Here is a 13,312-nt window from a genome sequence, read left to right on the forward strand (position 1 = left end):
CCGGTAAAACCGGCGGGGCATTTTTCCAGAGGCGCTCCGGTTACTGGAGCTGATTGCCCTTGTCGCGCGGCCGCAGGAGTTGCGGATTGATGCGCAGGGGGCGATCAAGCTGCTGCCGGGGCACCCGGTTGACCGGCGGCGTCACGCGAATCTGCCGGCAATTCGGGTATTTGCCCGTGGTGCCGGGCGGGCAGCGGCGCTGCACGACCGGACGACAGTTCGGGAAGGTTCCCGTGGTGCCCTGCGGGCAGCGGCGCTGCACAACCGGGCGGCAGTTGGGGAACGTGCCAGTCGTCCCACGCGGGCAGCGGGGCTGCACGATGGGTGCGCAGTTGGGATAGCGCCCCGTGGTTCCCGGCGGGCACTGACGCTGCACCTCCGGCTTGCGGCAGGCACCGGCCACCAGACGTGTTCCGCGCGGACAGACGCAGCGTCCATCCTGGGTGCGGATCATGCCCGGAAGCAGGCGGCACTGTTGGCGGATCGGCCGGCAGTTGGGCGGCGTGCCCGTCGTGCCGCGCGGGCATTCGCGCTCGACCTGCGGCTTGACGCAGCGGCCGTTGGTCAGGCGTGTTCCGCGTGGGCAGACACAGCGACCGTCGCGCGTGCGGATCTGGCCGGGCAGGAGCCGGCATTGCGGCCGGGGATCTGCCTGCGGCTTCGGATCAGGCTCGCGCGGCGGTGTTGGCCGCGGCGTGGGCAGTGGGACCGGAGCGGTCTGCGTGCCGACGCACTGGCCGTTGCGGAAGGTGGTGCCTTCCGGACAGACACAGCGCCCGTCATTGTTGAGAACGAGACCCGGCGAACATTGCTGGTCCTCATCCTCATCCGCCAGAACCGTGAAGTCGTGGCAGTCATAGGCACGGCCATCTCCAGCACCATCCGGCGCACCTGAGAGGGACGGCGCGGTGCGCACATCCGCTCCACGGTCGATCACCGCAGCGCAGTTGCGTCCCGATGCACCATTGCCCACTGCGTTGGCGAGACCGCCATCTTCCGGCAGCTCGACAACGACCTCATGCGTGCGGCTTTCGCCACTGGCAAGAGTGAGGTCGGTTTCGCAGGCGAAGGGAAGCTCGGTCGGTTCGGGCGAACAGCCGAAGGGCGGGTTCACCGAAACAATCCGGGCCGGTACGCCGCCAAACCCTTCGACCCGAAGCGCATCGCCGATGCGAACCGGACCGGAGATCGATGACGGACCTTCGTTGCGGATGGTGATCTGGAACGTGCAGGGCTCGCCAAGCAGGCACTCTGCATCGCCGGTTTTCTCGACCGAGATCTGGGTGCCGCCTTCAGCACAGGCCTCGCCGATGGGATAGACGATGTCGTCTCCCGGAGCCGGGCCGAAGGAACCGCGTGCGCAGTTCTCGAACCGCTCATTGGGTGAGACATTGACCGTCACATCGAAGTGCCGCGCGGTTCCAGGTGTCATGACGGCGCCAGGAATCTCGCAGGTAAGATTGGCCGCAGGCACCGCGCCGCACGACCATTCCGGACCGTCAGGCGTGACCGTCTGGATGTCGACCGGTGCACCGCTGCCGATGATCTCGGCCGCGTCGTTGACGCGAACCGGGCCGACCGGTGCGGCGGTTCCGGCATTGCTGACAGTGATCCGGCAGGACACACCTTCGGCGAGCGACACGGTGGGCTCACAGGTCTTCTGGATGCGCATTTGCGGCTGGCCGCCCGGGATGCCCGGTATGGTCGCCGTTGCACAGGCCTCGTTGTTGGCGAGATCGGTTTCGCCTTCAAGCGCGGTCACCTCCACACAGTTCTCGACCTCGTTTGTCGGATAGTCGCCGACGATTGTGGTCACGAGAATGTCCGTCGATGCGCCCGGCACGAGGTTCAGGCCCGGGTGATCGCACTGGAACGTGTTGCCGGAGAGCGGCGCGCACGACCAGGGCGGTGACGGGCTGAACGATGCCGAGGCGACATCACCCGCCGGGAACGTGTCCACGAAGCTGACGGGACCGTTGATCGGTGTGGCGCCTGCATTGAGGATGGTCACGACGTAGGTGCAGAGACCATCTGGCGTACAGACCGAAGGATCGGCCCGCTTGCGAACGGCGATATCCGGAATGTCGTTCTCCGGCGGCGTGCACGCCGGATCGCCCGGCAGGCAGATCGCGATTGTGGCGCAGGCCTTGTCGTTGGTCGGATCGCCGAACGGATCCTTGCCGCTGGCCGTGTAGTCATATTCGGCGCAGTTGCGGATCGCGCTCCAGCTCCATGCCGGTCCGGGCTGGAAGCCGAGTTTCAGCTCCACGAATTCGCCGGGATTGAGCGTCGTTTCGGGGTGTTCGCACGACATGGGGCTTGCCATCGGAACGCAGGTCCAAGGGGCGTTGGGTCCCGAGACCACCGCCGCGCTGCCGGGTGTCGTCACCTCATCCAGCACGATCTTGCCGGTGTAAGGTGCGTCACCCGCATTGGAGACGCGAATGGTGAAATCGCACGAACCGTCGATCTCGCACTCGGCCTCATCGGCCCGCTTCTCGACCTTGATGTCGGGCTCGCCTTCATCGTCGGGCGGGCATTCAAGGTCTTCGGGGATTTCAATGTCGACCACCTGCGAGCAGCACAGGCCGACACCTTCAGCGGGCCCTGCATAGGTCTCGATGCCGGTGACGATCAGATGAACCGTATCGCCAGGCAGCGCGCCGGTGATTTCCCATTCCAGCGTCCCCCCGCCGGCCGGAACGGGCTGGCTCGGCGGATCGATGGTGATGCCGGGCGTGGTGGAGGTCACCGTGACGACATTGCCTGCCATCTCCGGCCCGACATCCATGCGGTAGATATAGGCACCGCCACCGGGAAGGCAGTCCACCTCACCGGTCTCGACCGAGAAACACGCCTCTTCCGGCCCGTCGCCGGGCGGCGGGGGAGGTGGCGGCGGATCGCAGTCCGTCACGTCGATGGCGATGGTTGTCGGATCGCCGGTCTTCCAGTCGCCATCGTCCGGCAGGGCCGGGTCGTGCGACGGAATGGTGGCGACAAGCCCGCCGGTTGCCGTGCGGATCACGGCCACATTGGCCTGATTGTCGACATTGGCGAGGGCGGGGAACGCCGTCTGGTCGATCTTTGCCTTGATGGTGATGTCGATGGCGCGCTCGGTCAGACTGCCGTCGCCGTCGAGATCGGCGGCCGACAGGTGGAAGTCCGACTGGGTGAGCGTGTCGTCCAGGGTTGCGGTCGTGCTGACCACATGGGGTGGAACGGCTCCACCGCCGACACCGATGACGTCGCCGCTGAAAGTGGCGTCGACAATCGACAGATTGGCGGGAAGCTGATCGGTAAACTCGAAGGTTACATTGGTGAGAAACGCGTCGAGGCCCGGATGGGCGATCATGTCGGGTGTGCCGCGCACGCCGAGGCGCAGGCGGTATTCCACATAATCGCAATTGAGCTGTCTTCCGCGCTTTTCAAGGAAAGGCGTCAGATCAGGCTCGACCTCGGGCACTTCCGGTTCAAGTTCAATGCGTGGGCCTTCGGCGTCGCCCGGCGTTTCGAGAACCTCAAGCTCCTCGATCGTCCGGTCCTGTGCTCTGGCCGGATTGATGCCGGAAAGCGGTATGAGCGCGGTGGAGAGCGCCATGCCCGCCACCAGCAGCCAGCGCGTCGTGCGCGCTTTTTCTGCAAGGGGTTTCATGATCGTCTCCATGACGTTGTCGACCGTGGTCCGGTCGGTGGGAAAAGTGAACATGATCATCTCTCCCTCCTCACGGCGCACAGGATTCAAGCGGCGTTTCAAGCGGCAACGTCACCTTGCAACAGGGGAAGTAGCCACCCGCCTCGGCATCGGACTGCTTATAGAAGCACAGGCCGAGATCGACGGTTTCACCAGGGATGTGGCCACTGATGCCGAGAGTGAACGGCGTGGCCAGGCTGGGGACCGTCTGCTTGGACGGGGAAACGCCGACGCCGGGCGTCAGCGATTTCGCGGACAGCGAATCGCCACCAATGCCGGCGCGGTCATGGATGTAGAGATCGGCTTCAAGCCCTGCGGGCGTACAGAAATACGCTGCTGTCTCCAGCTCGATACAGGGCGGGAGATCGTTGGGCGGCGGGAAGCCGGGCGGCCAGCCGGGGACGGGAATGTCGCCCGGATAGGGGATAGGCTCGTAGTAGCCGGCGCGGCCCTCACAGGGACGCCAGACCTCCACATCGCCGACGTGTCCTTTGACCTCGGGGTCTTCAAAGAACCCGTCATAATCGGCAAACCACGAGCCGAAGGGTGGCTCGTTCTTTGGCCGCACGAGAGTGCTTCTCGTAAGCTGCACGCCATGAACGGCAAGTGGCCCGCCCTCGATGAGCCGGTCTTCAAGGGCAGGGTTGTCGCGCAGCCTGTCGCCGGTTTTCACCAGCGTGGCGGCGCAGGCATTGCGATTGAAGAAGCCTTCGGCGTCATAGCCATATTGCAGATCGATGCCGCCGGCTCCCTGTCGGTATGGTTCGGGAAAGCCGACTGCATATTCCTGAGGTGCCGGCACCCAGATGCTTTCGGTTTCGGGATCGTCAGGGCTTTCGCGCCAGTAGCGCAGCACCGATGCTTCACCGCTGTCGGCGAAGCTTGAGTAGTCATAGCGGTTTTCGACCTCGCCCCGCTGGGCAAGGTACATGAAGCCGCGCGTGTCGAAGGCGATGTCGGTGACCGGAAGGTCTTCCTCTGCCTCCACCGTCAGCTCCCAGCGCGGGTCGCCGGCGAATGTGCCGTCGCGGGCCATGCCCACGGACCAGATTTCCGCCTCTTCGCCCACGGCGTAGTAGAGGCGTCCACCGTGCATGGCGAGGCCATGGACGCGGCGCTCTTCCTGCGTGTAGCCCCAGCTTTTCGGCTCTTCCGCGTCGAAAGCAGCACCCTGTATGTCCATCACGGCGCCATCGTCAGCCACGGGATCGAGCCCGCGTGCTGGCCTGCCGTCGACGCCATGATCGAACGTGTCGATGAGATTGCCGTCGATGTCGATGCGGTGAATGAGACCGCTGTCGAGATCGGAAGCGAAGAACTGGCGGTGTGACCGGTCAAAGGCGATGTTGCCGATGCCGGGTCCGCTGTTCGTGTCGATATTGGCAAACAGGGTCACGGCGCCCGTGATGCCGTCGATCTTCCAGATCGAACCGGGCCCACCGCCATTCTTCTCGCCAAACTGCCCGTCCATGAAGCGCGCGCCGGCTTCGCCACGGCGCTGCCGTTCGGGCCGCCCGTCCTCGTCCTCGTCTTCCGTGACGATCTGGAGGCCGTGCATGGAGGTGGCCGCGGCATAGAGGTTCGGCACGATGGCCGTGGTCTCTTCCCGTCTGCCGTCATCATAGGCAAGTCCGAACACCTGGCCGATTTCGGAGGCCGGCACTTCGAAGGGCGGCGGCGTAAAGACCACCTGCCCGCTGGGTGGGGCGCCGAGCCAGGTCATGTCGAAGATGCGCAGCGAGGCGCGCTCGGTGTCGATGAAGGTTTCGTCGACCGGGTCGACGCCGGGCAGGAGACCTTCCTCGAAACCGGGAATGAGCGTGCCGGGAAAACCGGTCACGGCCATGAAACCTGGCTGGATGATCGCATTTTGCTGCGCGCTCGCGGGTGTATGTGCTGAAAAGCCCGCCATGACGGCGAGCGCAATGACGGCGGTGCTTGTGAGAAAGCGCCTGGCGCGTGAGCCGGGATGGAGGTCTCCGCTCCCGTCACGCCGTGCCGGGAACCCGTGGTTCTGCCCCATAACTTGCCTCCCGAAACCGTTTCGGAAGGCTACCGGATGGGCGTCTTTTGCGCGCCCGGTCCCCATTGTTCCGGTGTATCCCCCCGAAGCGAGGTTCATTTCAACCCCGTCATCGAAGAGCCTACGCCTCGGCTTACCCAAGGTCAACAAAGCCGCCCCGGTTATGCGCCGCGGCGGCTTCAACGACCGTTTGCAGTCGATATGCCGTGTCATCAGAACACTCCTTTCCGGGTGCGCACCATGCGTACCCTGCAGGGTTTGTCTGACGAGGCTGTGAAAAGGTTCACACTGATGAGCGCCGCAAAGCCGGTAGGTGAAGGCAATTCTGTTTCCACCGAACCGCAAATGGACTAGCTTTTCAGAAACTGGGGGAAGCGATGAACCGAAACGTCCCGTCGCGCGACACACTCTCGAAGGGTCGGCCATGAGCGGTGCGGCGGAGCAAACATCCGATGCCGTGCTCGTGGCCAGAACGGCGCGCGGCGACAGGGCGGCGCTCCGGCTCTTGTTCATGCGGCATCACACGCGGGTGTTCCGTTTCGTGATGCGCCAGACGGGATCGGAAACCATGGCAGACGAGATTGCGAATGAAGTGTTTCTGGAGGTGTGGCGCCAGGCGCCGCGCTTCGAGGCGCGCTCTCAGGTCTCCACCTGGCTGCTTGGCATCGCGCGGTTCAAGGCGCTTTCGGCCCTTCGCAAGCGACGGGAAAGCGCACTGGATGAAGGGCAGGCGGAGGCGATTGCCGACAGCGCCGACACACCCGAGGTGGCAACGATGAAGGATGACAAGGCGGCGGCGCTGCGCTCATTCGTCAACGCGCTGTCCGAGGAGCATCGCACCGTGGTGGATCTCGCCTATTATCACGGCAAGTCGGTGACCGAGATCGGCGAAATCCTTTCCGTCCCCGTCGCCACCGTCAAAACCAGAATGTTTTACGCCCGCAAGAAGCTTGGAGAAGCCTTGCAGGCGGCAGGATATGATCGAGGCTGGCCATGAGCGAGAACGCACAATCGAACCGCCGCGACCGGCTTGAGGCGCTGCTTCCATTCTTCCTGAACGGGACGCTTTCGGGCGCTGAACTGCGGGAGGTCGAGGAATGGCTTGCGTCCGACCCGCAGGCCATGGCCTCGCTTGCCGAAGCAGAGAGCGAGTATTCGGCGACCGTTGCCGACAATGAGGCGGTCCACCCGCCGGCCGATGCGCTGGCGCGTTTTTCAGAGGCGCTGGCCGAAGAGGCGGGGCCGGAAAGGGCTGCCAGACCCTCGCTGCGTGAGAGGCTGGCCGGCTTTCTGCCTTCATTGCCGGTGCAGGCTGCCTGGGTGGCCGCCGGGCTCGCCTTGGCGATACTTGTTGGGCAGACATTCTGGCTGAGCTTATCGCAGACGGAGCAATATTCCGTCGCCGGCGCGGAACGCGAAAACGCACCCTTCGCCTTCGTGACGTTTGCGGCGGATGCCCCCATGGCCGATGTCTCGGCACTATTGGAGGCAAGCGGTGCCGAGATCGCCGCCGGACCGCTGCCGGGTGGGCTCTACCGTGTTCTTGTGCCCGCCGAAACGGCGGAGCAATATGAGGCAATTGTTGCCGGGCTCGAAAAGGCTGAATTCGTGGAAACCGTCGTCATCGGACGCAGACCGGGCGATGACTAGGTTCGTTTCGCGCATCCTGGCGGGTATCGCCATCACAGTCCAACTGGCAATGGCAGCGCATGCCCAGACCACCGCACCAGCCGAGGCTGCGGACGCTGAAACGCAGGCGCGCGCAGCCTCCGACGAACGGCACGTGGTTTATCTGCCGCAGATGCTGGCGGAACTTTTTGGCCCGGGGACGGGCGGGGCTGCACCGGCGCAGCCTGCGGCATCCGGTGACGCGCCTTCAACAAATGGCAATGTTTCAGGCGGCGGGGCTGGCCCGGCCGCGCCTCCTCCCACGACGGCGGGAGCGGGCGCGCTTGCCCGGCCTGTCGCGCCGCAACGCGCCATCTCCGGGGCTTTTGTGCCGGACGAGGTGCTTGTCACTCTTGACGGCGATGCGGATGTGGCTGCCGCCGTGGCCGCGCGGTTCGGTCTGGAGCTGCGCTCGGCCCGTGCCTCCGGGTTGCTCGGGCGCACCATAGCCCGCTTTGGCATTTCTGATGGTCGTCCGGTGGCCTTTGTGCTTGCGCAGCTCGAGGGTGACGGCCGTCTGGCAGATCGTGTGCCGAACCATGTCTTCTCGCTTCAGCAGGCCGCGGCTGTGGTGAACTACGCTTTCGAGCGGATTGCGCTCGATGCGGGATCGGTGAGCGGCGAGAATGTGAGCGTGGCCGTGATCGACACGGCGCTGGACGAGGCGCATCCTGCCCTTGCCGGTCGCATAGAGCGCACGTTTGACGCGCTTCCCGACATGGCGGTGAAAGACCGGGAGCATGGCACGTCCATCTCTGGCCTGATTGCCGGCGACGGACCGTTTCGCGGCATGGCGCCCGGCGTGCGGCTTCTCCATGCACGGGCTTTCGAGGGCGGTATCTCCAGCACGAATGTGCTTCTGGCCGCGCTCGACTGGGCGGTGGAAGAGGGGGCGCAGATCGTGAATATGAGCTTTGTCGGGCCGGAGAACCCGCTTTTCTCGTCCGCCTGCCGCAATGCGATGGCGCGGGGTGTCGTGCTTGTTGCCGCTGCCGGCAACAACGGACCCGGCGCGCCTTTCGGCTATCCTGCGGCCTATGATGGTGTGATCGCCGTGACGGCAACGGATGTGCATGACCGGGTGATGGGAAAGGCCAATCGCGGCCGCTATATCGATCTTTCGGCGCCGGGCGTGAATGTGGTGGCCCCCATTCCCGGCGGCATGGATGTGGTGACGGGCACGTCGTTTGCAGCGGCGGTTGTCTCTGGAGCGATTGCCAACCTTATCCACGCTGGTGGAGACGCTGCCCCGGAGGCGCTTTCGGAACTGTTGCGAACCACTGCGGTGGACCTCGGCGATCCGGGCCGTGACGAGGATTTTGGCGACGGGCTCCTCAATGCCAGGGCAGCGATGGAGAAACGGGTCGCCGATTAGCTGGACGATGATGTGTCCGTAAGCCCGACCGGTGCGATGATCAGGCCGCTTTCGTCATGGGCGCGGTGGGCGGTCACACCGTAGATCCTTGCCAGATTCTCCGGCGACAGCACGGCTTCGGGTTTACCGAGCGCTGCACGCTGCCCTTGGTTCAGAAGTATGACCTCATCGCACCAGCGGGCAGCGAGCGTCAGATCGTGGAGCGAGACCAGAACGGTCCTTCCTTCGGCAGCGAGCCGTTTCAACGACTGCATCAGCATGATCTGATGCGCGGCATCCAGGCCGGAGGCCGGTTCATCGGCGATGAGGAGCGGTGTTTCCTGCGCGATTGCACGCGCCATCAGGACGCGGGCCTGCTCGCCGCCCGACAGCTCGGTGGCGACCCGGCGGGCGAGTGGTGCAATGTCGGCCATTGCCATGGCGCGGGCGATCGCGGCTTCGTCCCGGACATTCGGGCGCTGGCCGAAGGCACGCCATGGCAGGCGGCCGAGTGCCACGAGATCGCGCACGGAGAGACGCCAGCCTATGGTTCTCTGCTGCGGCAGATAGGCGATGAGGCGGGCGCGTTGGGCTGGGCCGATCAACGCGAGATCGTGTTCGCCGAGCTGCATGGCGCCCTCGGCGGCAATGTGCCCGTTCAGCGCGCGCATGAGCGTGGATTTGCCGGCTCCATTCGGCCCCAGTAGACCGATCACCTGGCCGGGTTCAATGTCGAAGCTGATGGCATCGAGAACCTGTCTCTTTCCGAGCTTCACGCTCAAATTGTCGACGTGAAGGTTCATCAAAGCATCTCCCGGCGGGCGCGGACAACGAGCCACAGGAAGAAGGGCGCGCCGATCAGTGCTGTCAGAACGCCGACATTGAGCTCGCCGGCCGGCAGGACGATCCGCGCGGCGATGTCTGCGGCGAGGAGAAGTGCGGCGCCGCCGAGGCCGGCAGGCAGAAGGAGGCTGCTTGGCATTCGGCTGGTCAGCGGGCGGATGAGATGCGGAACCACGAGGCCGATAAAACCGATCGTGCCGGCCACCGCCGTTGCCGCGCCAACGGAGAGTGCCACACCAGCGACGATCAGGAAGCGTGCGCGGCCCATGTGAATGCCGAGGCTGGAGGCCGCTTCCTCGCCCAGCGAGAGCGCATCGATGGCGCGGGCCGACAGCGCGATCAGGAGCCAGCCACAGGCCATGAGAGGCAGGGCGAGTGCCACATGCTCCATGGATCGGTCCTTCAGAGACCCCAGCAGCCAGAAGATGATCTCATAGGCGGCGAAGGGGTTGGGCGACAGGTTGAGAACCAGCGAGGTGAGCGCTGCCGCGAGACTGGAGAGCGCCACACCTGCGAGAATGAGCGTGAGCGTCGAGCCCTGGCGCGCGGCGATGGCGAGCAGGATCAGAACGGCGAGAAGCGCCCCGATGAGCGCGCCGGCAGGAAGGGCATAGAGCGAACTTCCGGCAAGGCCTGAGTAAAACACCACCACCGCGCCGAGCGCTGCCATGGAGGAGACGCCGATCACGCCGGGCTCAGCCAGCGGATTGCGCAGAAACCCCTGAAGCACCGCGCCGGAAAGCCCGAGAGAAATACCGATGGCAAGGCCGAGCAGGGCGCGTGGCAGGCGGATTTCGCGCATGATGATGGCCGCCGCCTCGCCGCCGCCGGCGAAAAGGCCGGATATGCTGTTCCCGAGGCCCAGTTCGGCGGGACCGACCAGCAGCGACACAACGAACAGCGCGAGTGCGAGGAGTGCAAGCGAGGTGGAGAGCTTCATTGCGTCGCGTCCTGCGGGCAGGGGGCGATCTCGGCGCGGAGTGCGGCCAGCGCGCGCACGGCTTCCATCACTCCCGGGGCGCCGCACGACAGGGAGCCTTCGGGCACGAATGCACCGATGCGGGTTTCGGGAAGGGCCGCAATCGCCGGATGACGCGGCACGTGTTCGCCGAGTGTCGGCGCGTCCTGTTTTCTGCTGATGCTGATGACGTCCGGCCGGGCGGCGATCACCTGTTCCAGGGGAAAGGGCGCCATACCGACGACACCGAGATCGGCGGCCAGATTGGCGAAGCCTGCGGCGCGCATCACGGAATCGGCCAGCGTGCCGCCGCCGGGCGCGATGCCGTTCTGGTCATAGGCGATCATGGTGGGGCGCCTATCGCATTGGCGTGCGGCAATTGCTTCGAGTTCGCCTGTGAAATCGTCTGCTATTCTTTCCGCTCTCTCTTCCTGACCGAGGAGCGCGCCCATACGGCGGATTTCGCCCGGAATGGTCTCGAGGGTCTGTGCGAACGAAAACTCCTCGACATGAAAACCCAGCCTTTTCAAGAGGGCGGTCGTGTTGTGGAGCGAATAGGTGCCGGTGACCACGAGGTCTGGTTTTTCGAGGAACACTTCTTCGGCAAGCCCGCGATTGACCGGGTAGGCCTGCGCTTCTTCATGCAGCATTGAGAGGCTCGGCTCGCGCGAAAGGAAGGAGACGGAGAAGAGCTGATCCGGCCCGGCCAGCGTCATGGCAAGCTGGTCAGTGCACAGATTGAGCGACATGACGCGTTTTGGCGCGGCCGAAACCGGCGCGACAAGAAGCGCGCCGGCCAGAAGAGCAAGGCCGGAAAGGCGAGGGAGGCATCTCCGGCGCCCCAGCATCAGGGAGCGAACTTTGCGCGGAAGCCGGCGAAGACGCCGAAGCCGGGTGTGTTGTAGCCGCGTACCGTCTGATAATCCTGATCAAGCAGGTTTTCCGCCCGCACATAGAGTTCAGTGTCCTCGGTCGGCTTGTAGGCGATTTTGGCGTTGACAAGCAGATAATCGTCAAGCTTGAAACCGCCGGTATCGACCGTATCCATGGCCGCCCTGGCAGAGGCCGATATTGTCCACTTCTCTGCGGGTTTCACGCTGGCGGTCAGGCCGATTTCGTGGCGTGGCACGCGCGTCAGGCGAACGTCGTTCTGGTCTACCGAGTGTGTATAGGTGTAGGCGCCGGTGAGGACCAGCCAGTCGGTCGCGGCATAGCGGAGCGAGGCCTCGACGCCGCGCTGGCGCGACGTGCCCGCGATATGCTCATAGTGCGTCGTGTAGCCGATCAGATCGTCTATCTCGAGCTGGAAGTAGGTGAGATCGGCGACCACCGCTCCATTCCAGAAACGCTGCTCAACGCCGATGTCGAAGCCGAAGCTGGTTTCGGGCCGAAGGTTGGGGTTTGCGCCGAAGGGACCGAAGAGTTCGTTGAGGCTCGGCGCGCGGAAGCCGGTTCCCATGGAGCCGTGCAGGCGCGTCCCGGTCTGATCGAAAAGATAGGACGCAGTCGCGCGATATGTGGTGTGCCCCCCAAATTCGCTGTGTTCGTCCTGTCTGATACCGGCGGTCAGCGTCAGGTTTTCCAACGGTGTGGCGATGGCTTCACCCCAGACCCCGGCAATCCAGAAACTGGAATCAATCTCCGGGTTGAACAGGCCGGCAGGAAAGACCGCGTTCTGGCGCTCGTAATCTGCGCCGCCCTGAACGACCAACCAGTCATTGACGTCAAAAGCGCCCTGATAGTCGGCCTTGTAGCGGCGACCGTTATAGCTTCCATCGAAGCCCGTGCCGGTAATCGACCGTTCGAGATCAAAGGCCTGAACGGAGACCGTGTTGCGGAAGCGGCCGTCCATGAGGTTGAGATTGAAACCGGCGCGGCCTGCGCGTTGTCTGCTGTGGTTGGTGGCCGTTGGATTGTCACTCGGCAGACTGGTGCCGAAGCCCTGATCGTCGAATTCGGCCTCTGCGTCGATATAAAGCGCCGACCCGAAGACGGAGAAGACCTCGGAGAACGTATGTTCGGCGTTCGCATCGAACGTGATGTTCTCGTAGCCGTCGCGCTCGGTGCCGGAGGCTGCGGCCGAGATGCCGTCGGTGCGGAACCCCGTGGCGTTGATGGAGAGTTTCGACTGCTCGCTGCCAGCTCTGAAACCGTAGGAACCCCCAAACGAGCCATGCGAACCACCCTCACCGTGAAGGATGTGGGTGATGCCGGGCTCGACGTCATCCAGTGTCGACAGGCTGATCACTCCCGCAATGGCGTCGGAGCCGTAGAGTGTGCTCTGCGAGCCCTTCAGGACTTCGATGCTCTGTAGCCCACCGGACAGGAGATATTGGTAGGATGTCTGCACCTGGGTGCTGGTCGGGTCGGAAATGTCGATGCCGTTGTAGAGGGTTTTCACGTAGCGGCGGGGTGCGCCGCGGATCGACAGACTGCCCTCCGCGCCCACGCCCCCTGGCGATGACAGGCTTACACCCGGCAGAAGGTCAAGATATTCCACCGCAAGCGGCAGAGACTGTTCTTCGATCTCTTCGCGCCCAATCAATTCCACCGTGGAGCCCACTTTGGAGGCCTCCGTTGGGGTGCGGCTGGGGGTGATGACCAGTGTGTCGAGCTCGAAGTCTTCAGCCTGCGTGGTGAGCGTGGAGAAGCCCAATATCAGCGCTGATGCACTGAACAGGAAAGAGGTTCGGTGTCGGTTTGAAAGCATGCATTTTCTCCAGCGAGCAACATTTTCGGATTTGCTGGAGAGCGACAGACGCCTGACTTCAATCC

The 13,312-nt window shown here is 64.3% G+C and carries 9 protein-coding genes; 3 read left to right on the forward strand and 6 right to left on the reverse strand.

Features of this window, described 5'->3' with window-relative positions:
* Positions 1-40: 40 nt before the first annotated feature.
* Positions 41-3,712 (reverse strand): DUF7929 domain-containing protein, encoded by a 3,672-nt coding sequence (locus AC07E3_RS17020; RefSeq protein WP_478363531.1) that lies wholly within the window; start codon positions 3,710-3,712, stop codon positions 41-43.
* A gap of 10 nt (positions 3,713-3,722) precedes the next feature.
* Entirely contained in the window at positions 3,723-5,714 is a 1,992-nt protein-coding gene (locus tag AC07E3_RS17025) for an NHL repeat-containing protein (protein ID WP_478363533.1), read from the reverse strand.
* Positions 5,715-6,138: 424 nt separating this feature from the next.
* On the opposite strand from AC07E3_RS17025, the gene AC07E3_RS17030 reads away from it, so the two are divergent.
* From AC07E3_RS17030 to AC07E3_RS17040, 3 genes are read left to right on the forward strand one after another with little or no spacing between them, the layout of a single operon-like run.
* Positions 6,139-6,711 (forward strand): sigma-70 family RNA polymerase sigma factor, encoded by a 573-nt coding sequence (locus tag AC07E3_RS17030; RefSeq protein WP_223003726.1) that lies wholly within the window; start codon positions 6,139-6,141, stop codon positions 6,709-6,711.
* Complete coding sequence (locus AC07E3_RS17035) at positions 6,708-7,364, forward strand: hypothetical protein (RefSeq protein ID WP_478363535.1); 657 nt, start codon at positions 6,708-6,710, stop codon at positions 7,362-7,364. The genes AC07E3_RS17030 and AC07E3_RS17035 overlap by 4 nt, the downstream gene beginning before the upstream one ends.
* Positions 7,357-8,757, forward strand: coding sequence for a S8 family serine peptidase (locus tag AC07E3_RS17040; protein ID WP_478363537.1), 1,401 nt, complete (start codon positions 7,357-7,359; stop codon positions 8,755-8,757). Before AC07E3_RS17035 ends, AC07E3_RS17040 begins: the two co-directional genes overlap by 8 nt.
* On the opposite strand, the gene AC07E3_RS17045 is transcribed toward AC07E3_RS17040, so the two are convergent.
* Genes AC07E3_RS17045 through AC07E3_RS17060 form a run of 4 tightly spaced genes read right to left on the reverse strand, consistent with a single transcriptional unit; the run spans position 8,754 to position 13,247 of the window.
* The gene (locus AC07E3_RS17045) at positions 8,754-9,539 is read right to left on the reverse strand and encodes an ABC transporter ATP-binding protein (RefSeq protein ID WP_478363539.1); all 786 of its coding nucleotides are present in this window, start codon (positions 9,537-9,539) and stop codon (positions 8,754-8,756) included. The two genes, AC07E3_RS17040 and AC07E3_RS17045, sit on opposite strands and share 4 nt — an antisense overlap.
* On the reverse strand, positions 9,539-10,519 hold the full coding sequence (locus tag AC07E3_RS17050) for a FecCD family ABC transporter permease (RefSeq protein ID WP_065814888.1): 981 nt from the start codon (positions 10,517-10,519) through the stop codon (positions 9,539-9,541). The genes AC07E3_RS17045 and AC07E3_RS17050 overlap by 1 nt, the downstream gene beginning before the upstream one ends.
* A complete protein-coding gene (locus AC07E3_RS17055; RefSeq protein WP_478363541.1) occupies positions 10,516-11,385 on the reverse strand; it encodes an ABC transporter substrate-binding protein in 870 nt (289 codons plus the stop codon). The genes AC07E3_RS17050 and AC07E3_RS17055 overlap by 4 nt, the downstream gene beginning before the upstream one ends.
* Complete coding sequence (locus AC07E3_RS17060; RefSeq protein WP_478363543.1) at positions 11,385-13,247, reverse strand: TonB-dependent receptor plug domain-containing protein; 1,863 nt, start codon at positions 13,245-13,247, stop codon at positions 11,385-11,387. Before AC07E3_RS17060 ends, AC07E3_RS17055 begins: the two co-directional genes overlap by 1 nt.
* Positions 13,248-13,312 lie beyond the last annotated feature (65 nt).

The organism is Nitratireductor lacus, from assembly GCF_056431025.1.